General features: G+C 54.8%; 17 protein-coding genes. 10 read left to right on the top strand and 7 right to left on the bottom strand.

Going from position 1 to position 22840, the window contains the following annotated elements:
- The first annotated feature begins 151 nt into the window (after positions 1 to 151).
- The 3 genes from CEK71_RS03835 (at position 152) to CEK71_RS03845 (ending at position 3483) form a co-directional block, all read left to right on the top strand.
- The gene (locus CEK71_RS03835) at positions 152 to 2125 is read left to right on the top strand and encodes a transglutaminase TgpA family protein (protein ID WP_088618146.1); all 1974 of its coding nucleotides are present in this window, start codon (positions 152 to 154) and stop codon (positions 2123 to 2125) included.
- A 315-nt stretch (positions 2126 to 2440) separates the two neighbouring features.
- Positions 2441 to 2986 (top strand): hypothetical protein, encoded by a 546-nt coding sequence (locus CEK71_RS03840; RefSeq protein WP_088618147.1) that lies wholly within the window; start codon positions 2441 to 2443, stop codon positions 2984 to 2986.
- Positions 2987 to 3003: 17 nt separating this feature from the next.
- Positions 3004 to 3483, top strand: coding sequence for a CinA family protein (locus CEK71_RS03845; protein ID WP_088618148.1), 480 nt, complete (start codon positions 3004 to 3006; stop codon positions 3481 to 3483).
- Between the two features lie 67 nt (positions 3484 to 3550).
- On the opposite strand, the gene CEK71_RS03850 is transcribed toward CEK71_RS03845, so the two are convergent.
- The 3 genes from CEK71_RS03850 to CEK71_RS03860 form a co-directional block, all read right to left on the bottom strand.
- Entirely contained in the window at positions 3551 to 3778 is a 228-nt protein-coding gene (locus tag CEK71_RS03850; protein WP_088618149.1) for a PA3496 family putative envelope integrity protein, read from the bottom strand.
- Positions 3779 to 4079: 301 nt separating this feature from the next.
- Positions 4080 to 5978, bottom strand: a complete 1899-nt coding sequence (locus tag CEK71_RS03855; RefSeq protein WP_088618150.1) for a transketolase C-terminal domain-containing protein — start codon at positions 5976 to 5978, stop codon at positions 4080 to 4082.
- Between the two features lie 366 nt (positions 5979 to 6344).
- Positions 6345 to 7085: a zinc ribbon domain-containing protein gene (locus CEK71_RS03860; RefSeq protein WP_088618151.1), complete on the bottom strand. Its 741-nt coding sequence runs from the start codon at positions 7083 to 7085 to the stop codon at positions 6345 to 6347.
- Positions 7086 to 7530: 445 nt separating this feature from the next.
- Here CEK71_RS03860 and CEK71_RS03865 point away from each other — a divergent pair, with 445 nt between their 5' ends.
- Together CEK71_RS03865 and CEK71_RS03870 are read left to right on the top strand one after the other, a co-directional pair.
- Positions 7531 to 9999 carry a sensor domain-containing diguanylate cyclase gene (locus CEK71_RS03865; protein ID WP_088618152.1) on the top strand — a complete coding sequence of 823 codons (2469 nt, stop codon included), beginning with the start codon at positions 7531 to 7533 and terminating at the stop codon, positions 9997 to 9999.
- Positions 10000 to 10249: 250 nt separating this feature from the next.
- Positions 10250 to 13252, top strand: coding sequence for a tetratricopeptide repeat protein (locus CEK71_RS03870; RefSeq protein WP_088618153.1), 3003 nt, complete (start codon positions 10250 to 10252; stop codon positions 13250 to 13252).
- Here the strand turns inward: CEK71_RS03870 and CEK71_RS03875 are convergent.
- The 4 genes from CEK71_RS03875 to CEK71_RS03890 all read right to left on the bottom strand — a co-directional run bounded on the left by CEK71_RS03875 (position 13249) and on the right by CEK71_RS03890 (position 17253).
- A complete protein-coding gene (locus CEK71_RS03875; protein ID WP_088618154.1) occupies positions 13249 to 14238 on the bottom strand; it encodes an alpha/beta hydrolase in 990 nt (329 codons plus the stop codon). The genes CEK71_RS03870 and CEK71_RS03875 overlap by 4 nt on opposite strands.
- A 357-nt stretch (positions 14239 to 14595) precedes the next feature.
- Positions 14596 to 15591, bottom strand: a complete 996-nt coding sequence (gene rpoS, locus CEK71_RS03880) for an RNA polymerase sigma factor RpoS (protein ID WP_088618155.1) — start codon at positions 15589 to 15591, stop codon at positions 14596 to 14598.
- A gap of 184 nt (positions 15592 to 15775) precedes the next feature.
- Entirely contained in the window at positions 15776 to 16759 is a 984-nt protein-coding gene (locus CEK71_RS03885) for a peptidoglycan DD-metalloendopeptidase family protein (RefSeq protein ID WP_088618156.1), read from the bottom strand.
- A gap of 5 nt (positions 16760 to 16764) precedes the next feature.
- Positions 16765 to 17253, bottom strand: a complete 489-nt coding sequence (locus CEK71_RS03890; protein WP_088621495.1) for a DnaJ domain-containing protein — start codon at positions 17251 to 17253, stop codon at positions 16765 to 16767.
- 103 nt (positions 17254 to 17356) lie between these two features.
- Here CEK71_RS03890 and mobB point away from each other — a divergent pair, with 103 nt between their 5' ends.
- The 5 genes from mobB (at position 17357) to CEK71_RS03920 (ending at position 22642) form a co-directional block, all read left to right on the top strand.
- A complete protein-coding gene (mobB, locus tag CEK71_RS03895; RefSeq protein ID WP_088618157.1) occupies positions 17357 to 17878 on the top strand; it encodes a molybdopterin-guanine dinucleotide biosynthesis protein B in 522 nt (173 codons plus the stop codon).
- A complete protein-coding gene (moeA, locus tag CEK71_RS03900) occupies positions 17875 to 19119 on the top strand; it encodes a molybdopterin molybdotransferase MoeA (RefSeq protein ID WP_088618158.1) in 1245 nt (414 codons plus the stop codon). The genes mobB and moeA overlap by 4 nt, the downstream gene beginning before the upstream one ends.
- Before the next feature lie 250 nt (positions 19120 to 19369).
- Positions 19370 to 20731 carry a UDP-N-acetylmuramate:L-alanyl-gamma-D-glutamyl-meso-diaminopimelate ligase gene (gene mpl / locus CEK71_RS03905; protein ID WP_088621496.1) on the top strand — a complete coding sequence of 454 codons (1362 nt, stop codon included), beginning with the start codon at positions 19370 to 19372 and terminating at the stop codon, positions 20729 to 20731.
- Between the two features lie 424 nt (positions 20732 to 21155).
- Positions 21156 to 22064, top strand: a complete 909-nt coding sequence (gene cysD, locus CEK71_RS03915; protein WP_088618159.1) for a sulfate adenylyltransferase subunit CysD — start codon at positions 21156 to 21158, stop codon at positions 22062 to 22064.
- 35 nt (positions 22065 to 22099) lie between these two features.
- On the top strand, positions 22100 to 22642 hold the full coding sequence (locus CEK71_RS03920) for a DUF4124 domain-containing protein (protein WP_088618160.1): 543 nt from the start codon (positions 22100 to 22102) through the stop codon (positions 22640 to 22642).
- Positions 22643 to 22840 lie beyond the last annotated feature (198 nt).

Here is a 22840-nt window from a genome sequence, read left to right on the forward strand (position 1 = left end):
CTTCAGCCATTGCACTCCACGCTATGTCGCCCAATGAGTGACGGTATCTTAACAGCCTTGCACAAGCAAAAGGCGCGGTAAACCGTACGGCCTTGTCGGGCAGAACCGCTTGCCCGACCTACTCCTTTTTTAACCCCCGAATACTCTGATAATGATGCTAAATCCCGACAAAAACGTGCTGGTCTTCTTGTTCGCGTCCATCGCCTTGATTGCCTTTCCGCATATTTACCATATTCCCCTCAATATTTTCGGCTATTTTTATTTGTTGCTGGGCTGGCGCGTGGCGGGGATTTGGCGGCCTGAGTGGTTGCCTAACGGCGGATTGGTGTTTGGCTTGACGGTGATCGGCATCGGTTTGGTGTATTTGGACCATCAGGGCATTTTCGGACGCGATTCGGGGACGCGGCTGTTTATCGTCGCCTTAGGCTTAAAGCTGATGGAGATCAAAACCGAGCGGGATTTGTATCTGGTGACGTTTTTGGCTTTTGTGGTCGCGTCGTCGCAGTTTTTATACACGCAGACCCTGTTCATGGCGGCGTATATCTTGTTGGTGAGCTGTGTGCTGATCGCCACGCTAGTGTGCATCAACAGCCGCCAGCCGCAGCCGTGGCTGGCGGTTAAGACCGCAGCGACCATTATATTCCAGGCGTTGCCGATGGCGATTGTCTTGTTTATTTTGTTTCCGCGCATGGAAGCGCCGCGTTGGATGTTGCTGAATGACCGTACCCAAAGCCGCACGGGGCTGAGCGAGACCATGGAGCCGGGGTCTATCAGCGAGTTGGGGATGTCCACCGAGTTGGCGTTTCGGGTGCAGTTTAGCGGCCCGTTGCCGCCGCCTGCGCAACGTTACTGGCGCGGGCCGGTGTTGAGCAAAACCGATGGTAGACATTGGATACAGTCACCGCATCAGGGCTTTGGCGCGTATATGGATGAGCCGGGCTTTTCCGGCACGGCTTACCCCTACACTTTGTTGATGGAGCCGCAGAACAAAAATTGGGTGTTCGCGTTGGATATGCCAGCCGAGTTTGAAAAGCCTTTGGAGCGTAACGTCAATTATCAATTGATCACCGCCGCCAATCCCGATAAACGTTCGGAATATAAAATCACCTCCTATCTGCACTACAACACCGGCTATATCACGCGGGTCGAATATGCCGATGCCACCCAACTGCCCGCTGCGCCATCGCCGGAAATTACCGCATTAGTCACGCAACTGCATGGTTTTGATACGCCGCCGGAGCAGTTTGCCAAGGCGGTTCTACAGTATTTCCATAACGAAGACTTCCATTACACGCTGACCCCACCGCTGATGGAAGACAAACCGATTGAGGCGTTTTTGTTTAAAGAGCGGCGGGGCTTTTGCAGCCATTATGCCGCCGCGTTTACTTATCTGATGCGGGCCGCGCATATTCCGGCTAGGGTTGTGACGGGCTATCAGGGCGGCGAGTTGAATAAGGTCGGCAACTTTTTGGAAATCTATCAGTACGATGCCCATGCCTGGACGGAAATTTGGCTGCAAGGCAAGGGCTGGACGCGGGTCGATCCGACGGCGGCGGTCGCCCCCGAACGCATTGAGAAAAACATTAATGTCGATGCTTTGGAGCAGGGCGCGGCTATCCAGTTCGATAATGGTAGCGCAGATCAGGCACCGGGTTGGCTGAAACAGGCGCGGACGTTATGGGGTAATGTCGATTATAGCTGGCAACGCTGGGTCATTAACTATAACCGCACCAACCAGAGTAAGTTTTTGTCGGGGTTGGGGATTGGCAATCTGCAAACCATGCTGTATTGGCTGTTGGGGTTGGTCGCGCTGATTACTGTGGTGCTGTGCTTTATTTTGCTGTACCAGAAGCCTAAGGCCACCGACCAAGCGTTGCGCCAATATCGGCAGTTTTGCCGTAAGCTGGGCAAATACGGCTTGGTGCGCCAGCCTGGCGAAGGCGAAACGGCGTTTGCCGGGCGAATTACCGCCGCCTTGCCGCAATCCGCCCCCGCTGCCCAGCAGATTACCGACCTTTTTGTCGGCCTGCGTTACGGGAAGGCCGCTAAGCCTGAGGATTTGCAGCAACTGACGGAGCAGGTGCGGGCGTTTCGGGTGCTGGATGCGGTGGATAAGGCGGCGTGAACGGTATTGTTGACAGGTAAGGAACAGGTAAAAAATAATTCAGGCAAACGCCAAAGGTTACGGATCTTGGAGCGAGGGCATCTTGCCCGCCCTTGCGGGCAAGATGCCCGCGCTCCAAAAATGCTGCTGGCCTGCCGCTCGTCCTCTAGGCTATCGTGCAATGGCTGAAGACCATTGCGCTCCGTTCGGTGCGGCTTCTGTACTCCTGCAAGGGCGGCGGCTTCCGGTTGCCGCCCTTGCATAAAACGCTTGTCCTTCCCGCCAAACCGTCTCAAAATAGCTGGACAATAATAACGACAGCCAGTAGGTTTTTTTATGACGATTGCCACCTTTCCCCTCCGTCCTTCCCGTCGCCGCTGTATCGCGCTTGCCCTGTGCTGTTGGGCGGCCTTGGCCTTAACCGCGTGCGAGAAAAACTCGCCGCCTAAAGTCGGCATCCACCAAGCCGTGAAAACCTTCCCTAGCGCGACGGTGCTGAAAGGTCTGGTCAGCACTAAAAGCGGGCCGATAAAAGCCGGAGAAGTCACGTTAAGCGACGCGCAGCACCAGCTTATCGCCAAAGCGGCGATTACGGATGGCCATTACCAGCTAGAAGTCGCCGCCGCCACGCCGTTGCCTGTTATCCTGAGCAGCAGTGCCGGGGGCGAGGCTTTGATAGCGGCTATTGTCGACCCGTCGGTCAGCCAATACGACCTTAACCCGCTCACCACCGCCATCGCCCACAAAGCCCAGGCTTTAGGCGGCTATACCCGCGCCAATATGGTGGTTGCGGCGGAAACCATGATTAACGCCCCCGATGCCAATAAAACCTCCACAGGATTCCGTGGCGACCCGACCACCCAATATGGCGGTTGGCATTAGGCAGGCAGGGGAACGCTATGGATGAGGGGCAATTAGAGGCGTTGGCGGCGCGTTTGGGCGCGTATTTAACCGAGCGAGGGCAGAGTATCGCTACCGCCGAATCGTGTACGGGCGGTTGGCTGGCGCAGGTTATTACGGCCATACCCGGCAGCTCGGCATGGTTTGAGCGGGGCTTTGTCACTTACAGCAATGACGCGAAAGTGGAGATGTTAGGAGTTGATCCGCAGATTATCGGACGCTATGGGGCGGTCAGTGAAGAAACGGTAACAGCAATGGTGGCCGGGGCGTTAGCGCGTAGCCGTGCCAGTTGTGCCATTGCCGTTACTGGAGTTGCAGGCCCTGCGGGCGGAACCCCGGCGAAGCCTGTCGGTACGGTCTTTATTGCTTGGTTGGAAAAGGGGGGAGTCCCTCTTGTGGCCCGGCAGCAATTTTCCGGCGATCGGCACCAGATTCGGGCGCAATCGGTGCAAACGGCGCTGGAAGGCGCAATGCGGTAAACCTGCATCAGCAAGGCGGTAGGCCTTGCTTTAACTGTAAGGCCGCTCATGGCGGACACTTACGCGCTTAGAAACCGAATTCGGATTCGTCGAAATCGTCAAACTGCTCACGCAGTTGTTTCTTTTCCCAATAAATTTCAATTTTGCGCCGGGCATCGCGTTTGATGGTTTCTTTTTCCAAGCTGTCGGGCAAAGGGACAAAATCCGTGTCGAAAATGTCGTCATCGTCGTGGTCAGGTTCGGCGGTGCTGGGGGCACTGGCTTTGGTGACGGATTTGGGGGTGGTTTTGGTCATTTGTCTTCCTATGTCATAAAACGATTATTAAAATCTTATTATCGGGACTTGTAAATCAAAAATTATCCGTGATGCCATGAAAGTTGGGGCAAATGGCTGTAATTGCGTCCACAAGCAGGGGGAGAGGCGCTAAGATGGCGGAAAATTAGCTGGACTACGGAAGCTATTGACAGTAAGCGGGGTGGGGCGTTCAAAAAAAGCGTGGGCTGGGGATAATCGCTAGTGAATTAACGTCAAATATTCAAAGCCAAAAAAAAGGGTGCATTGCTGCACCCTTTTTTGTTACCGCAAGCTAGGCCGATTAACCTAACAATTCCTTAACTTTAGCCATAATCCCTACTGGGTCGATGCCTTGGTGCGGGAATTGTTCCCACAAACCGCCGCAACCTTCTTTGTGGGTGGCGATGTGTGCGAACTTAGGGGTCAGGCCGCGTTCCAGCAACCAAGAGCCGTAGCGGCTACCCAGACCGGTTTTACGGTTGAAGGATTCGACGATCAGCACCATCGGTGATGAGCCGACTTTTTGCAGCATGTCTTCGTCGATGCTGCTTAAGGTCGGTTTGTTGATCAGGCCGACATCAATGCCTTCGGCTTTCAGGCGCTCTACTGCGTCTAAGGCGCGGTATAAGCTTTCGCCGAAGGCGACGATGTAACCTTGGGTGCCTTCGCGGATGACTTCGTCTTTACCTGGGACGAATTTATAATCGCCGCCGAAGTATTCGTTGCCGTTTTCGTCCAAAATCAATGGCACTTTAGAACGGGTTGAGAACACGAAACGCAGGCCTGGGTTGAAGAAAATGCTGCTGACGCAAGCTTTCATTTGGTTCGGGTCGGCAGGGAAGTACAGGCCAGTGGCGTAGCCGTCATCCAGACCGTTGTCGGCGAACATGTTGTTCAGGCCGAAATGGCAAGTGTTGTCGGCCATGTCGTCGATACCGGAATGTGAGAAGTGGCTCAACACATTGGAGTTGTTCAGACGCGCCATAGTGATTTCGGACATCAGCATTTCTAAGAACGCGCTGAAGGTGCCGAAAATGCCTTGTTTGCCCGCTTCCATACCAAAACCCGCAGCGGCGGAGAAGTTACCGCGCTCCATGATACCGGAAGAGATGAAGCTTTCTGGGAAAGCGCTGTGGATTTTGTGCAAGCCGCAAGAGCCTTCTAAGTCGGAGTCGATGACGCGGACTTTTTCGATGCGTTCGGCTTCGCTCATGCCGCTCATGACCGCGACGACAGCGTCGCCGAAGACGTTACGGTTGGCATCCCATTTGTCGCTGGAGCCTAAGAATTTATATTCATTCTTTGGGGCGACAACGGCTTTCAGGAAATCGACAGCGGCTTGGTGGCCACGGGTTTCCAAATATTCCAACGCCAATTTGACGGAGATAACGTCATGGCCGTGGGTAGAGCCTTCCAGGCCAACGATGCCTGGGCACATTGGGCGGTGGTTGATGATGGCGACCGGGCCGTCAGTGTTGATGGCGGTGCAGATGTTCGCGTACAGGCTGTCGAGGTCTTCGCCGTCGCCTTCCAGTACGGTCAGGCCGTGGCCTGCCAAGGTTTTTGCAGTGGTGCAACCTTTTAAGTATTTTGATGGGTGGCCAGCGATGGTGACATCGTTGTCGTCAATCAATAATTTAACGTTCAGGCCTTGGGCAACCGCCAAACGCGCCGCTTCGGCATCGTCGCCTTCTTGTTGTGAGCCGTCTGAGCCTAAGCAGAACACGGTTTTGCTAGGGTTCGCCATGGCGACACCGTTGATGTACGGCCACAAGTGGCCTAAACGGCCTGAGCTGAATTTAACGCCGGGGGTGAAGCCCAATTCTGGGTGGCCTGGCAGGTGCGAATGGGCAGCGCGGTATTGGGTCAGGTGTTCCGCTTCCATGTCGCCGTTTAAGACCGACATCAGGTATTGGGTGGCAACGCGGTGTCCGGCTTCGTCGAAGAAGGTCGGTACATAGTTTTCTGAGCCACGGAACAGCGCGTCCATAATCATGACTTCAGGCACGGTGTCGTAAGGGCCGCCCGTGTGACCGCCCACGCCTCTGGCTGCGCCAGTGGAGGTGAAGAAGACGATAGCGTCACGGCACAGTTGGATATTGGCTTTCAGAGCGGTTCTTTGCTCGTCAGTCAACGTCGGTACGCTGGCATCTAGCGTAATACGTTGGTAAGCGCCAAGATCGATAGGGAAGTTAGACATAGCTTAATTTCTCGTTAGTAAGTGGATGGGAAGGGTTAATAGCTGTATGAACCCGCCATTATCCAATAGATCAGGGGTTCTGAAAAGACGGCCCACCAGATTACTGGACATAGCGTAATTTTTGTTGCGTCCTAGTTATTTTTATGTATTAGTTGTTTTTGGTAAATAGTGCGTTGCATGAATGGATGCAATCCGTCACGGTGGCTAACAGTACACTTAGGCGCTTGGGCTTTGCAAGCGATTTATTAACAGATCAGTAGAAAATAATGTAGCTAAGGTGTTTTAGGTGATTTTTGGTGCTGATTGCCCTGTTTTGGGGCTTTTGTGCCGAAGTTTTGCTTAGGGCTTTGGGCTGGCGCGACACGCCTATAGACCTTGCCGATGGCGGTATTGCCGCCACAGCAGCGCCGCGCCGCCGCACAGGGCGCTGAGCATAATCAGCGAACCGATTGCATAGGCGGCTTGGGCGAGGCTGTGGTCGTATTGCAAATAGCCGGACTCGGTCAACAGGTAGTGCCAGTCATGGAAACCGTAGGGGGCGGAATGGCCGAAGTTGCCGCCCACTAAGGGCAGTTGTCCGGTGCGGGCATCGTTGACGTAGGGGGCGATATCGAGAAAATTCTCCCCGACCCACCACAAAGCCACACTCGCGCCGAACGGGTCGCGGGATTTTATCAGCAACACGCCCGTGCAGATGCTGGGCATCAGCAATTGCCCCAAGGTGCCGCCCAGCGAGGTGATGAAGCGGCCAAAAGGCCGAAACAGGATATGTCCGGCCTCATGGAAGGGCAGGTTGATGTTATGCAGGAAAGACTCGCCAGCGGTGTTGCTGGCGATGGAAGCGCCGATAAACTGCCAACTCCACAACACCAGGCCGATAAAGAGGAGGCTGCGGGCGGCGAACTGTGCGGGGTTATAGGGAGCTTCCTGAAACAGGTTGTTTGTTTCGGTCGGGGGCGTGAGGGTGATGCGCGGGCGGGCGGTTTCGGCGTCGGCGGGCGCGTCCGCTTCGGGGTGGTATTTACGATATTTGGCGAAAATAAGGCCGCAGTGCGGGCAGCTTGCTTGTGGGGCGGGTAGTTGATAATGGCATTTAGGGCAATCCATCGGGGCTCCAGGCGGGTGGTCATTATAAAACCCTATAGAAAAATAGTAATTTTTCACTATTTATTTATGACAATATGTTTTTTTACAAAAAAATGCTATATTTAACAGCGATATTAGACATATCTTCATATTCGGTATATTGGGTGATTTTTACGCGAAGTCCGGCCCAGCACTAAGGTTTGCATCGCTATAATGGCATTGATGCTAAACGCAGGGCCATAAAAAAACGCTTTGCTAAACGCGGCATTACTTTATTTGTTAAGGGCAGGCCGAGCCACTTAAAAGGGTCTTGTTATGCGGATGGTTACAAAATTGCCCGCCCTGGGTTAATGGCAACCCGAAAATGAGCGTTCTCGCCATCTTCATAATAGTAGCAAAAACAGTTCTACATATCCCTTAAAATAAACGCCAACAGGGCGTAAGGTTTGATGAGCATAGAAAATATATGATTGACCCTGGATGCAACAATTTGTCGCCCACCTTAGTGCCGAAGGCAAACGTGTTGCCTGATGACATTGTGCAAAATTTCTTTGCACAGATGCCGAGTGGCGCGGTGTTCTGCAAAATGCTTTACCGGAACGGTCAGCCGGAAGACTTTGTTTGCCTTTATAGCAATCAGGCCTTCCATGCCCAAACCGGCTTGGGGCCGGTGGATGGTCTGCGCATCAGCGTGGCCGTCCCCGGCATTCTTGAGGCCAATCCAGAATTTTTAACCGTTTTTGGCCGTGTCGCTGGGGGTGGCAGTGCCGAAAGCTTCGAAACGTTTGTTGATGGCCTACAGCAATGGTTTTCGGTGCAGGCGTGTAGCTCCAAACCCGGACATTTCATCGCCGCGTTCAATGCTATCAACCAACGCAAAGTTGCCGAGGAATCCTTAGTTGCCAGCGAAAAGCTGTATAGGGGCTTGCTGGAAGACCAAACGGAAACTATCTGCCGTTTTAAAGCCGACGGCAGCCTCATCTACGTCAACAACGCTTTTTGCAAATTGTTTGGTAAGTCCAGGGAGGCTTTGCTTGGGCTTAGCTGGCATCGAAGTGTATGGGATGAAGATTTGCCGTTGGTCAATGCAAAATTGGCTACCCTGTCACCCGGCAATCCGGTCGTCACGATTGAAAACCGGATTATTGCGGTACATGGCGAAATACGGTGGGGGCAGTTTGTCAACCGAGCTTTTTTTGACGGGCAAGGCGATTTATTAGAGATACAGGCGGTTGGCCGCGACATCACCGAACAAAAGCTTTCCGAAGCGGCGACTGCCGAGCTCTACACCCGGCTGGCGAAAATTTCTTCCCGCGTCCCCGGTGTCATCTATCAATATCAATTACGGGCCGATGGCAGCTCTTGCTTCCCTTACGCAAGCGAGGCCATCCGTGACATTTACCGGGTGACACCCGAAGCCGTGCAAGACGATGCCTCCGCCGTGTTCGCCATCTTGCATCCTGACGATTATGCCGGGGTCGCCGATTCGATCAGGCAATCGGCAGCGACGCTTGAGCCTTGGCAACAGGAATACCGTGTCCGGTTTACGGATGGTTGTGTCCGCTGGCTGTACGGTAATGCCGTGCCTAGAAACGCCTCCGACGGGTCGGTGATCTGGGATGGTTTTATTACCGACATTACCGAGCGTAAATTGCTGGAGGACAGGCTCCGGGTATCGGCACAAGAGCTGCAAGACCTCTATGACCGTGCGCCGTGCGGCTACCATTCCATTGACGTTAACGGCGTTTTTACTAATATCAACGACACCGAATTGGCGTGGTTGGGCTGTGGGCGTGACGAGTTGGTCGGCAAGAAGCGCATTAGCGAATTTATGACCGCCGAGGGCAAGGAACAGTTTAAAGCCACGTTTCCGCAATTTATAGCAGCAGGCCATATTGAGAATGTGGAATTTGAACTGGTCGGCAAAAACGGTGCCATACGGCAAATAAGCGTCAATGCGACCGCCATCAACGACAGTGCCGGCAACTTTGTCAAAAGCCGCAGCGTCTTGCACGACATTTCCGAGCTGAAGAAAATCCACAACGAACTCATGCTGTTAACCGCCGAACAACAGGCGATGTTGGATAACGAATTGGTGGGCATTGTGAAGGTGCGTAATCGGCACACGATCTGGATAAACTCGGCAATGGAGCGTATTTTCGGTTATGGCGAGGGTGAGTTGGATGGGCAACCAAACAGGATACTGTACTTAAATGAGCGGTCTTACCAAGAAGTGGGCGCCGCCGCTTACCCTATCCTTAAGGCACACGGCATTTACCGCACCCAACTTAAGATGCGCCGTAAAGACGGGGAGGTCATCTGGATTGACCTTAACGGGATGCAATTGCCTGGGGATAGCCGGGATTCGGTGTGGATGTTGTTGGACATCACCGCATCTAAGCGCTACGAAGAGGAAATTGAACGCATCGCCTTCCATGATGTGTTGACAGGTTTGCCGAACCGGAAGTTAATCACTGACCGCCTGAAACAGGCGTTAGCCTTGGCGGAAAGAAACCAGCATCCGCTCGCGGTTTGCTACCTTGATCTTGATGGCTTTAAGCCCATTAACGACCAATATGGCCATGCCGCAGGTGACAAGCTGCTGATAGAAATTGCCCGCCGGATGCAGGAGGCCGTCCGTGTTAACGATACGGTTGGCCGTCTTGGCGGTGATGAGTTTGTACTGTTGCTGACGGGGCTTAAGCAAATTGATGAATATCGGCCCGTGTTGCAACGGGTTATTGATGCCATCAATGCGCCTTTTTCAATAGGCCAAAGGCTGGTCACGGTCGGTGCCAGCATCGGTGTGGCGCTCTTTGCGCGTGACGGCGATAATCCTGATATGCTGTTGCGGCACTCTGACCAAGCCATGTATCAGGCCAAAAAGTCGGGGCGTAACCGGGTTTGCCTTTATGAGGCTGAAAGTAATGGGTAGGAAATAATTCAGGTAAACGCTAAAGGGTACGGGTCTTGGAGCGCGGGCATCTTGCCCGCCTTTGCGGGCAAGATGCCCGCGCTCCAAAGAGGCCGCCGCTTCACGATAAGATTTGCCGGGGTTAATTTTTATGCAGGCTCCTTATCTTCCGGCTCTTGTATGGGAGGCGTTAAATCCCCAAAAAACCGCTTGCCCAACGCTACCTTGGTGTTAAAATCCCCGGCACAGCCAACTACCGCAGCGCACAGCCATGACCGGACAAACCCACTCAGGCACAGGCCATATTGCCGGACGCGACTATTATGATATTGATCGGCAGATAACGGTCAAGGGGGCGTATTACGAAAAATCGGAGATCCACTACCACAACAGCCCGCCCATCCCCCGCCACCTGACGACTACGCCCTTCATCCCCGACGTGTTCGAAGGCCGCGAGGAAGATTTGACGGCGATACGCGCCAAGCTGGAAGTAAGCAAGCAGCCCTTGCTGTTGGTCAACGGCCAGGGCGGTATCGGCAAAACCTCATTGGCGGCGAAGTATTGGCAAATCTACCAAAGCCATTACGCCCACACCGCTTGGTTGTATGCCCCCAGCCGCTTGGACGATGCCTTGCTGATGCTGGCCTTGCCTTTGCAAGTGGGCTTCCCCGATGCGATGCCCACGGCGCAACGTTTGGAGGTGCTGCAAGCCGCCGTCGCCAACCTCACCGCGCCCTGTTTGCTGATTATCGACAACGCCAATAATGCCGAAGAGCTGGGGCGACACTGGGGCTTTTTACACGCCTGCACCAACTGCCATATCCTGCTCACCAGCCGTTTGAGCTTTAACGGTGCTGACCGTTACCCGATTAAAGCCTTGCCGGAGGCGGTGGCCTTACGCGTCTTCAACAGCCATTACCCGCAGCACAGCAGCGAAGATGACGGGTTGTTTGCCAGCATCTACCAAGCGGTGGGCGGCAACACACTGGTGCTGGAGCTGTTGGCGAAGAACTTGGCGGCGGTGAACACCAACAAGGTGTTTTACCCGCTGAGCCAGTTGCTGGCGGATTTGCAACAACGCGGGCTATTGCAATTGTCCAAAACCAAAACGGTTAACGTGATGGGCAAAGGCGTGTTGCCCGTCTTACAGGCCGCCAACCCCACCGCCATCATCGCCGCCCTGTATGACGAGTTGGAGCAGATAACACCGCTCAGCGCAGCCGAACAACGGCTATTGAGTAACTTGGCGGTGTTGCCAGCGGAAAACTGGGCTTATGGCGATTTGGCGGACTTGCTGTTACCCCCCGAAGCCGACGAAGAAATCTTCTCCGATACCCTCAGCGGCTTGGCGGCACGCGGTTGGTTGGAGAACAGCACCCAATACGGGGTCAGTCACTACAAAACCAGCCCCGTGGTGCAGGAGATCACCCGCCATAAAAATGCCGAACACTTGTCGGGTTATTGTGCGGGCTTGGTCGCTAAGCTGATTGACAAGCTGGCTCATGAAGCTGACAGCGGGCATTTGCTCAACGCCAGCTACGCGGCTGCGGCGGCTTACTGCCGCCATGCCGAAACGGTCACGGCTGGGTTGCCGGGAGATCATAAGCTTGCCGTGTTGCACGGACACATAGGCCGCTACCACCTGACCACAGGTAACCCGGACAAGGCATTAAGGGCTTTTACCGATGAGCATACCGTCATGGCAGCGCTTCACCAGCGCGAGCCGGATAACTCGGACGTTAAATACGATCTGGCGGTGGCCTGCCAATACTTAGGCAACACCCGCACCACGCTGGGAGACTTGCAACAGGCCTTGCGCTGGTATGAAGACAACCATCGTTTGGCACGGGAACTCCATGCCGCCGCCCCCGGCCATCTGGACTTTAAAAACGGCTTGGCGGTTGCTTGCCAACACTTAGGCATCACCCACACCACGCTGGGCGACCTGCAACAGGCCTTGCGCTGGTATCAAGACTACCACCACCTGGAGCAGGAACTCCATGCCGCCGCCCCCAGCCATCTGGGCTTTAAAAACGGTTTGGCGGTTGCCTGCCAACACTTAGGCAACACCCATGCCACATTGGGAGACTTGCAACAGGCCTTGCGCTGGTATCAAGACTACCACCGCCTGGAACAGGAACTCCATACCGCCGCCCCCAGTCATCTGGACTTTAAAAATCAGTTGGCGGTGGCCTGCCAAAAGTTAGGCAATACCCACACCACGCTGGGCGACTTGGGACAGGCCTTGCGCTGGTATGAAGACTACCATCGTTTGGCACAGGAACTCCATGCGGCCGCCCCCGGTCATCTGGGTTTTAAAAACGGCTTGGCGGTGGCCTGCTGTTTTTTAGGTATCACCCACACCACGCTGGGCAACCTGGGACAGGCTTTGCGCTGGTATCAGGATTGCTACCGCTTGGAACAGGAACTCCATGCAGCCTCCCCAGACCATCCGAGCTTTAAATACGAGTTGGCTGTGGTCTGTCAACACTTAGGCAATACCCACACCACGCTGTGTGACTTGAGACAGGCCTTGCGCTGGTATGAAGACTACCATCGTTTGGCACGGGAACTCCATGCCTCCGCCCCCGACCATCCGGAGTTTAAAAATCTGTTGGCGGTGGCCTGCCAAAACTTAGGTATCACCCACACCACCCTGGGCGACTTGGGACAGGCCTTGCGCTGGTATGAAGAGTTTTACCGTTTGATACAGGAACTCCGTTCCGCCGCCCCCGATCATCTGGGCTTTACCAACGGCTTGGCAATTGCCTGCCAATACTTAGGCATCACCCACACCACGCTGGGCGACCTGCAACAGGCCTTGCGCTGGTATGAAGACTACCACCGGCTGGCACAGGAACTCCATGCCGCCTCTCCAGACCATCCGAGCTTTAAACACGAGTTGGCGGTGGCCTGTCAACACTTAGGCAACACCCACACCACGCTGGGCGACTTGGGACGTGCCTTGAGCTGGTATCAAGACTGCCACCGCTTGGAACATGAGCTTCATGCCACCGCCCCCGATCATCTGAGTTTTACCAATGGCTTAACCATTGCCCTCATTAAATTAGGCAAGCATTATGAACAACAAGGCAATCTCTCCTTAACCTTGGACTATTATCGGCAAGCCCAAGCTTTACGGGTGGAATTAGTAGCTAAGTCGCCCCTTAATGTGGAGTTTAAAGAAAGATTGGCTTGGGTCAATAGGCGGCTGGAAAAGCTGGAGAATAAGCGCAACAGTTTTTGGGCTAAGCTACGCCGCTGGGTAACTTAATCGGTGCGTATGTCAACACCAAGGCGGCTTTGCGCGTAATGGTCGGCGGTGGAGGGTAGGGGGCTGTCTGGCGTGGTGATCCAAGCCAAGATGTCTTGGCGGACGGTGGCGGCGTCAAGGTCGCGGAGCAGCATGTGGTAGCCGTTTTTATAAAAGGCGATGGTTTTGTCTGGGCTTTGGCTAAAGGTTTTGATGAATTGCCGGGTCGGGGTGGGGGGGATGAGTTGGTCGTGGTCGCCGTAGAGCAGCAGGCTGGGTTGCGGGAGTTGTCCGGCTAGGCCTAGGGTCGCATCCATTAAATCGGCGAGGCCGTACATGGCTTCGACGCGGGTGGCTTTGATGACTTGTGGGTCTTTGCCTAAGGCGCGGAGCATGGGGATGTTGTCGGAGGCGAGGATTTTTAGGCCGCGTCCGGTTAGGGTTAGTTTGGGGACGGTGTGGGCGAGTGTCCATAGCAGCGGCGGTTGGTACCAGGGCATGGTGGTGCGCGCCCAGACGGCGGGGGCGACGAGGATGAGGCCGTTGACGGGCGGTGCGTCGGCTTGACTAAAGGTGTTGATGACCACCGCCCCGCCCATGCTTTCGCCGAGGACGAACAGCGGGATGTGGGGGTGGCGGTGTTGGACGAGGCGGACGAAGTTGTTGAGGTCTTGGCTTAAGGTGGCGGCACCGCTCCAGCCGCCGCGCTGGGGGCTGCCGCCAAAGCCGCGTTGGTCGTAGGCGTAGCTGGCGATGCCGTGCTGGCGGAAAAATTCGCCGCTGGCTTGGAAGAAGTGGCTGTAGTCGTTAAAGCCGTGCAGGGCGATGATGACGCTGGTGGGCGGCTGGTCGGGTTGCCAGCTTGCCAGGGGCAGTAAGGTCGCGTCGGCGGTCAGGTAACGGTGGGGTAGGAGTTGGGCGGTGGTCACAGGTGCGCCTGCGGGCTGGATATGCGGCATACAGGCGGACAGTAATAGGGTGAGTAGGCTGGTGAGTAGGTGGCGCATAAGATTGGGGGCTTAGGGACGTGTATGAAATAAAATCTGTTGAACAAGCGAAAGTACGGCAACCCCCTCCCAGCCTCCCCCTTGGCAGGGGGAGGGGCTTTTTCCCCTCATTTTCGCCTGTTCGACGGGGAAAACGCTCCCTCCCCTGTGAAGGGGAGGGCTGGGGTGGGGTTTAATTCGCAAATGTTAAAAGATATATGCACGCCTACTTATAACGGGAAGACGTTTGCTCCCTCACTTGCCAAGGGCGGCTGCACGGGATTCCATCTCTGGTTCCCTGAGCGAAGCCGAAGAGCCGCTCCCTTCGGCTTCGCTCAGGGAACGGCTCTACAACGGATTTTATGTCGTACACGTCCATTAGTTGAAAATTTCTTCAAAGGAGTAGCCGTGGGTGTGCATGATCTCTTTGAGCTTTTTTAGGCCTTCCATTTGGATTTGGCGGATGCGCTCGCGGGTTACGCCGAGTTCTTGGGCGACTTGTTCCAGTGTCCATTCTTGGTAGCCGCACAGGCCGTAGCGGCGGCAGATCACTTCGCGCTGTTTGTCGGGCAGTTCGAAAATCCAATGGCAGATGTTGAGCCGGATGCCTTCGGCTTGGATGTGTTCGTCATGGGGCAGGGCGGTGTCGCTGGACAAGGAGTCTAGGATGGGCTTGTCAAACTCTTGCAGGCTGGGTAAATCCACCGAGGTGACGCGCTCGTTGAGTTTGAGCATTTTTTCCACTTGCGGCAGCGGGCGGTCCAGATGCGTGGCGATGTCTTCGGGCGTGGGTTCGCGGTCCAGCAACTGCGCGAGATGGCGCTGCGCCTTAAGGTACACATTCATTTCTTTGACGATATGGATGGGCAGGCGGATGGTGCGGGTTTGGTTCATGATGGCGCGTTCTATCGCCTGTCTGATCCACCAGGTGGCGTAGGTGGAGAAGCGGAAGCCTTTGTCGGGGTTGAATTTTTCCACGGCGCGGATCAGCCCCAGGTTGCCTTCGTTGATGAGGTCGAGCAGGGGCAGGCCACGGTTAATATAGCGGCGGGAAATTTTTACCACCAAGCGCAGGTTGCTTTCGATCATGATGTTGCGGGCGGTTTGGTCGCCTTGCTGGGCTTGTTTGCCGTAAGTGACTTCCTGTTCGGCGGTCAGTAACACCGAGCGGCCCAGTTCGCTCAGATAGGTGCGGGTGGCATCGAAATCTTGGGGGGCTTTGCTTTTTAGTGCGGCGACTTCGGTGTCTAAGTCCAGCAGTTCTTGTGGGTTAATAGTCCCGGCAATTTCGCTGTCTTCATCAAACGTAAACGTTTCATCATCAAGCGTTGCCGTAATGTCATCATCCGCTGGTACTAGCAAGGTTTCATTCATAAATAAAGTTCGGAATTATCGGGTTAAGGCTTTGTCCGGTGCAACATTGCCCCGCCTGCTAATTTTATTGCGGCCTAGAGTGTCCGCGTCTGGTAAGGCTATCGGATTTTGTGCTGTAAAAAGGTTGCGCTCTGCCGTTCCGTGCCTTACCCGGCTAGAGCCTAAGCCAGAACCCTGAATGGTGCTATTTGGCTAAGAAATTCAGCGGGTCTACGGGTGTGCCGTTTTTTCTTATCTGAAAATGTAGGCTGTAGGGCCCGTTAGCCGCCGTGCCGATTTCGGCAACGGCTTGCCCAGCCGCCACGTTTTGGTCTTCTTTCACAAGAATGCGGCTGTTATTGGCATAAGCGGTCAAATAAGGGCCATTGTGTTGGATGATCAGCAGGTTTTTTAGGTTGCTTAGGCCTTGACCGATGTAAACGACGCGTCCGGCTGCTGCCGCTACCACCGATTGTTTGTTTTTGCTTTCTATATCAATCCCTTGTTTATTTGATTGTGCGAAGCTTCTGAGGATGCGGCCTGTAATAGGCCATCTATAGCCTAACTTTACCATTTTTTTATCGGTAACGGGAGTGTCACGTTTTTTCTCAGCCAACGGGGCAGATTTGCTGGCGGCGGCGGTATTACTGGCTTTGCGCGGGTTGATTATAGCGTTTGGCGCGGTTTTTTTAAGGGGGGGAATTGTGAATTTTTGAACTGCGTCACGTTTTTCTGGGGCGGGTATGGGATTTGCTTGCTTTTGCTCAGGCACAGGCTCTTCGGGCGGCTCGAACAATTGCAGGGTTTGCCCTTCGCTGACGCGGTAAGGCGAGGGTAAACGGTTCCATTGTGCCAGATTTTGGAACACTTGGCCCGTTTTTACACTGATGGAATACAGGGTTTCGCCCGGTTGGACTTGATAATATTTTTTTGCCTCCAAGGCGGGGGCTTTGGTAGGGGCTTTTTTGGCAAGGCTTGCCGTAGGTTTCGGCAGCTTGGCAGGTAGGGCTTTGCTGGGCGCGGCGGCATGGGCGGCGGTTTTGGGCGGGGCGGCGGGGCTTTTCGCCGCTGGTATTTTCTTGGGCGCGGCAGGTGCAGGAGGTTCGGCGGCACTTGGCGGGGTTACGCCGAAGAGGGCGGCGAGGGTCAGGGAGATTAGAAAAATCGGCTGGGGGGCTCGGCGTTTCATAAGCGTTAGGGATTGAGCAAGGTTTTTTTTGCCAGATTGATTTTGGCGGCGAGATAATCCGAGCCGCCCCGGTCTGGATGGTTTTTTAGCATTAGCCGCCGATGCGCGGCGAGGATGTCCGGTTCGGTTGCCCCCGGTTTTAAGCCGAGGATTTCGTAGGCTTCGTCGTGGCTCATGCCGCCTTTAGGGCGGGCGGAATGTGCCGAATGTTGGCCTTGTCCACCACCCTGCTGTGTCCAAAAACGGTGCAGATGCGGTAAGATAGCGGTAAGCAACGGCATTAGCCGTAACAGCAAGGCGGCAATAAGGGTGATGAAGGCCGCTAAGGCGTTGAGGTTTCCGGTCAGCGCCAACAGTAACAGGCCCCCGCCGCATAAGCCCCAAATCAAGGAGCGGGTGGGTCGCCGCCCGGGCGGAAAGGCTTTTTTCAAGCTGCCGCGTAAGGCAAAATAGCCGATAATGGCCAGCAGTAATAAGAAGATGATGCGGATCAAAGCGGGCTCCGTAAATAATCGGTTGGGCGGGATTAAATAGAGGTTAAGCCCATAATACCTTAGAATAGCTTGCACAAGATAACAGTCTGATGAATTGGCATCCATGCAATATTCGCAAATCCCCGTACTCGGTTTTGTCGCCGCCAGCGGTACCGGCAAAACCACGCTTCTGACAGCGCTGATTCCGCTGTTAAAAAACCAAGGCTTACGGATTGGCCTGATTAAACATAGCCACCACGATTTTCAAATCGACCAGCCCGGCAAGGACAGCTTCCGCTTACGCGCGGCTGGGGCTTCCCCGGTGCTGTTGGTGTCCCGCCACCGCAGCGCTATGATTACGGACATCTTACCCGTGTGTGAGCCGCAGTTGGCCGAAAGCTTACGCCAGTTTGACCAGACGGGGGTGGATTTAGTTCTGGTCGAAGGCTTTAAAGCGGAAAAATTTCCTAAGATTGAATTGCACCGCCGAGAGCTAGCGCAGCCCTTGTTATATCCTGACGACCCGGATATTATCGCGGTCGCCAGTGACGAGGCTTTGGATTTGCCGCCGCCGTTGCCGTGCTTGGACATTAACCGTCCGCAGCAGCTTGCCGAGTTCATCATGACGCAGGTGTTGGCAGCATGATCGACAGTTGCGCGTATGAGGCAAAACCGCTCTTGACCGTCGCCGAAGCCTTGGCGCGGATTTTGGCGGCACTGGCACCGATAGCAGACACGGAAACTGTCGCTTTACCCGCCGCTTTGGGGCGGGTTTTAGCGCGTCCGGTGACGGCGCAGACCAATCTGCCGCCCGAACGGAATGCGGCGATGGACGGTTATGCCTTTGCTGGCGCGGATGTCAGCGCCGATGCCGCCGTCACTTTGCAGTGTGTCGGTACGGCGTGGGCGGGACGGCCTTTTCAAGGTATGCTGCAAGCCGGGCAATGTGTGCGGATTTTTACCGGCGCGGTGGTGCCGCCGCAAGCCGATTCGGTGGTGATGCAGGAGCAAGTGCGCGTTGACGGCGCGGCGGTGCGAGTGCCACCCCAGCCTAAACCGGGGCAAAATGTCCGCCAAGCCGGGGAAGACGTGCGGCTCGGTGCGTCGTTGTGCGCCGACCATACCACCTTAAGCCCCGCCGATTTGGGGCTGTTGGCGGCGGCGGGGGTGGCACAGGTAGCGGTGGTGCGGCCTTTGCGCATTACCTTTTTTTCGACGGGCGACGAGCTGGTCGGTTTGGGGCAAGCCTTGGCCTCTGGGCAAATTTATGACAGCAACCGTTATTTGTTAGGCGGTTTATTAGCTGATCCGCGTTATCAGGTCACGGATGGCGGGGTACTGGCCGATGATCCGGGGCAATTGGAGGCGGCGTTGCTTAAGGCCGCTGCGACGGCGGATGTGCTGATCACCACGGGCGGCGCGTCGGTGGGTGAGGCGGATTATATCCGGGCATTATTGGCGCAGCGCGGGCAGGTGGCGTTTTGGAAGCTGGCGATGAAGCCGGGCAAGCCTTTGGCGTTCGGTACGCTGGCGGGTTGCCATTTTTTCGGCTTACCCGGCAACCCCTTGGCGGTGATGGCGACTTTTCGGCAGTTGGTGCAGCCGGGTCTGCACTGCTTGTTGGGTCTGCCCTACCAGCCGCCGCTACGGCTGCTGGCTACCTGCACCAGCCTGTTAAAAAAATCCCCTGGGCGGCAGGAGTTCCAATGCGGCATTTTCAGCCAAGCCGCCGACGGCAGTTTGACGGTCGCCTCGGCGGGTTTGCAGGGTTCGCATGTGCTAAGCACGTTGCATAAGGCCAACTGTTACATCGTCTTGCCCGCCACTTGCCAAGGTGTACAGCCCGGCGAGGCGGTATGGGTTGAGCCGTTTAATGTGCATAGTTAACAGCATTTTTCTGGCGTTGCGGGTAGACTGGCAACTGATATGCTTTCGTTGCGTAGGTCGGGCAAGCGGTTCTGCCCGATATTTTCCAATGCTGCCGGATGTGGCCTTGTGCGCAGCCAAAAGGCACGGCAAACCGAACGGCTGCTGTCGGGCAGAACCGCTTGCCCGACCTACCCATTAATTTAATGGCAATGGCGCGGCCTGTTAAAAAAATTCATAACATAACTAAACCGTGCAACGGGATGACACAGTGCATATTCATATTTTAGGTATTTGCGGGACATTTATGGGCGGCTTGGCGGTGATTGCCAAGCAGTTGGGGCATCGGGTGTCGGGGTCTGACCAAAACGTCTATCCGCCTATGAGTACGCAATTGGCAGCGCAAGGCATCCAATTGCTCTCCGGCTATCGGGCGGAGAATTTGGCCGAACGCCCCGATTTGGTGATTATCGGTAACGCCCTGTCGCGCGGTAATCCTGAGGTGGAGGCGGTGCTGAATTTGGGCTTGCCCTACCTGTCTGGCCCGCAATGGTTGGCCGAGCAGGTGTTGCAAGGCAAATGGGTGTTGGCGGTGGCGGGTACGCACGGCAAAACCACGACTACCAGCATGTTAAGCTGGATATTGGCTTATAACGGCCTCGAACCGGGTTTTTTGATTGGCGGTGTTCCGCTGAACTTTGGCGTGTCGGCGCGGCTGGGCGGCGGTGAGTTTTTTGTGATCGAGGCCGATGAGTATGATTCGGCATTTTTTGACAAACGCTCAAAATTTGTCCATTATCGCCCGCGTACTGCGATTTTAAATAACCTTGAATTTGACCATGCGGACATTTTTCCTGACTTGGACGCGATTAAAAAGCAATTCCACCATTTGGTCAGGACAGTGCCGGGTGAGGGCTTGCTGATTAGCCCGGTCGCCGACGCTAACCTGAATGATGTGTTGGCGATGGGCTGCTGGACAAAGGTGGTCGGCACGTCAATTGCTGGTGAAGGGCAATGGGATGCGCAGTTGCTGAAAGCGGACGGCAGTTTGTTTAAGGTATTTTTTGCCGGCAGCGAGCAGGCTACGGTGGCATGGGGGCTGACGGGCCGGCATAATGTCTATAACGCGTTGTCGGCATTGGCCGCCGCTGCCCATGTTGGGGTGCAACCTGCCGACGCGGTCGCCGCTTTGGTGCAGTTCCGTAATGTCAAGCGGCGTATGGAGGTGTTGGCGACCATCAACGGGGTCACGCTGTATGATGATTTTGCCCACCACCCGACCGCCATCGCCACGACCTTAGACGGTTTGCGCCAGCAAGTCGGGGCGCAGCGCATCATCGCTATTGTCGAGCCGCGCTCCAATACCATGCGCATGGGCGTACATAGCCAAACGCTGGCCGCTTCGTTAAGCCAAGCGGATGTGGCGGTCATTTATCAGCCGGAAGCGTTGGGTTGGGATTTGACGGCCTTACAACAGTATGCCGATAATATCGAAATCTGCCCGTCGCTGGAGGCCATTATCGCGCGTGTGCTGGCCGAGGCCCCGCAAGGCGGGCATGTCGTGCTGATGAGCAACGGCAGCTTCGGCGGCATTTATCAGCACCTGCAAACCGCTTTACAACAGTTTTTATAGCCCTGACGTTACGCAGTAACGTCGCTTTACTCCCGTTTGCCGCGCCGAGCACCGCAGGTTTTGTCGGGATCAGCCCGAAGGGGCGCGGCAGGGATGCCGCGCGTCGGCAGGTGGGCAGGAGCCCACTCTGCCGACCCCCGACAAAACCGAGGAGCGCAGGAAGAAGCGGCAGCCGGGCCGCCTTTTCTTTGGATACTTTCTTTTGGCGGAGCAAAAGAAAGTATCTCGCCTTCGGGTGCGAGAACCCGATTAAAAAAACCGTCGCGATAGCGACTCATTAAGATAGCCACCTTAAATTAAACACCTTGCAATAGTGGAGAGACATGGCGGGAATTGGTATTAACTGAGGCTTCAAATTTAGTATAGGGCGCGGCTTGAGCGTCTGATTGACATAGTGTTTCACCCAACTTTGACGGACTTTTAAATGACCGATTATAAATTAACACATCTTAAACAGCTGGAAGCTGAGAGCATTCATATCATTCGTGAAGTGGCAGCTGAATTTGAACGTCCTGTGATGTTGTATTCGATAGGCAAAGATTCGGCGGTCATGCTGCATTTGACCATGAAGGCTTTTTATCCGGGCAAACCGCCTTTCCCTTTGCTGCATGTCGATACGACCTGGAAGTTTAAGGAAATGATCGCTTTCCGTGATGACTGGGTTAAGCAGTTGGGCTTGGATTTGCTGGTGCATATTAATCAGGACGGGGTTGAACAAGGTATCGGCCCGTTTAGCCACGGCAGTAAGAAACATACTGACGTGATGAAGACCGAAAGCCTTAAGCAAGCCTTGAACAAATACCAATTTGATGCCGCTTTCGGCGGGGCCCGCCGTGACGAGGAAAAATCGCGGGCTAAAGAGCGGGTTTATTCGTTCCGCGACAAAAACCATACCTGGGACCCGAAAAACCAACGCCCCGAATTATGGAACATTTACAACGGTAAGATCGATAAAGGCGAAAGCATCCGCGTGTTCCCGCTGTCGAACTGGACGGAGCTGGACATTTGGCAATATATCCATTTGGAACAGATTCCTATCGTGCCGTTGTATTTTGCTAAAGAACGTCCGGTGGTCGAAAAAGACGGCATGTTAATCATGGTCGATGATGAGCGTATGCCGATAGGCCCGGATGATAAGGTTGAAATGAAGATGGTACGGTTTCGGACTTTAGGCTGTTATCCGCTGACGGGTGCGGTTGAGTCTACAGCTACGACATTGCCGGAGATTATCCAAGAGATGTTATTAACGACCACTTCCGAGCGTCAAGGCCGTTTGATCGACCATGACCAATCCGGCTCTATGGAGCAGAAAAAACGCGAAGGGTATTTCTAACACCTCGTTTGCTTTGGCTGACTGCGGGAGTTTTTATGGCTATTCATCAGATGGCGGTTAATCGGTTACTGTGCTTAAGCCTGCTGTGCGTGTCTGCGGGCAGTTATGGCGGCGTGTATAAGTGCACCGATAGGTATGGCGGTATCGTTTATTCGGATACCGAATGCGCCACCCGTGCCGACCGCCAGCCTGTCAATACCGCAAGCTCCCCGGCGGTGGGGTCTTTGGCTCCGTCTGCCCCAAAACTGCCACACCACCCAGCCGTCCCTTCCGTCAGTGAGTTGATGGATAAGGTGCAAGGTCGGCTTAAAGATTTGGGCGGCAAGTTCGGCGGCGGTTCGGCCAATACCGTTTTACCCGGCCCTGTGGCGGCGGGCGGCGGTTTGGATGCCAATAATTTGGATGTCAACAGCTTGGATGTCACGCAATTGACGCAAGTGTTGCAGGCCTTACAGGCTTTGCAGTGCGGCGATAATGCGGCTTGTCTGGATACGGTGGCTTGTAATGAGGCCGGCGTATTAATGGGGCTTTGTACAGACCCGGCGTTGGCGAATAATAATGGCGGGGCCTACCGCTAAAGCGGTTGTATTTTTATCTGATGTTACGCTGCCACTTTTGCGATATTGAAAAATGTAGTGATGAGTCGCTGTCGCGACGGTTTTTTTAATCGGGTTCTCGCACCCGAAGGCGAGATACTTTCTTTTGCTCCGCCTCGGCAATTGCTCCTGCATTGCTCTACCTTCTGCATCCGTGCAGTCGAAAAGAAAGTATCCAAA

Origin of the sequence: Methylovulum psychrotolerans (assembly GCF_002209385.1) — a bacterium.
Lineage (GTDB): Bacteria > Pseudomonadota > Gammaproteobacteria > Methylococcales > Methylomonadaceae > Methylovulum > Methylovulum psychrotolerans.

Bases quoted from the DNA above. Each gene is read 5' to 3' on its own strand.
- CEK71_RS03870 (WP_088618153.1), top strand. From the start codon at position 10,250: ATGACCGGACAAACCCACTCAGGCACAGGCCATATTGCCGGACGCGAC.
- rpoS (WP_088618155.1), bottom strand. From the start codon at position 15,591: ATGAATGAAACCTTGCTAGTACCAGCGGATGATGACATTACGGCAACG.
- mobB (WP_088618157.1), top strand. From the start codon at position 17,357: ATGCAATATTCGCAAATCCCCGTACTCGGTTTTGTCGCCGCCAGCGGT.
- moeA (WP_088618158.1), top strand. From the start codon at position 17,875: ATGATCGACAGTTGCGCGTATGAGGCAAAACCGCTCTTGACCGTCGCC.
- CEK71_RS03875 (WP_088618154.1), bottom strand. From the start codon at position 14,238: ATGCGCCACCTACTCACCAGCCTACTCACCCTATTACTGTCCGCCTGT.
- CEK71_RS03855 (WP_088618150.1), bottom strand. From the start codon at position 5,978: ATGTCTAACTTCCCTATCGATCTTGGCGCTTACCAACGTATTACGCTA.
- CEK71_RS03865 (WP_088618152.1), top strand. From the start codon at position 7,531: ATGATTGACCCTGGATGCAACAATTTGTCGCCCACCTTAGTGCCGAAG.
- CEK71_RS03920 (WP_088618160.1), top strand. From the start codon at position 22,100: ATGGCTATTCATCAGATGGCGGTTAATCGGTTACTGTGCTTAAGCCTG.
- CEK71_RS03860 (WP_088618151.1), bottom strand. From the start codon at position 7,085: ATGGATTGCCCTAAATGCCATTATCAACTACCCGCCCCACAAGCAAGC.
- CEK71_RS03850 (WP_088618149.1), bottom strand. From the start codon at position 3,778: ATGACCAAAACCACCCCCAAATCCGTCACCAAAGCCAGTGCCCCCAGC.
- CEK71_RS03835 (WP_088618146.1), top strand. From the start codon at position 152: ATGATGCTAAATCCCGACAAAAACGTGCTGGTCTTCTTGTTCGCGTCC.
- CEK71_RS03840 (WP_088618147.1), top strand. From the start codon at position 2,441: ATGACGATTGCCACCTTTCCCCTCCGTCCTTCCCGTCGCCGCTGTATC.
- CEK71_RS03845 (WP_088618148.1), top strand. From the start codon at position 3,004: ATGGATGAGGGGCAATTAGAGGCGTTGGCGGCGCGTTTGGGCGCGTAT.
- cysD (WP_088618159.1), top strand. From the start codon at position 21,156: ATGACCGATTATAAATTAACACATCTTAAACAGCTGGAAGCTGAGAGC.
- CEK71_RS03885 (WP_088618156.1), bottom strand. From the start codon at position 16,759: ATGAAACGCCGAGCCCCCCAGCCGATTTTTCTAATCTCCCTGACCCTC.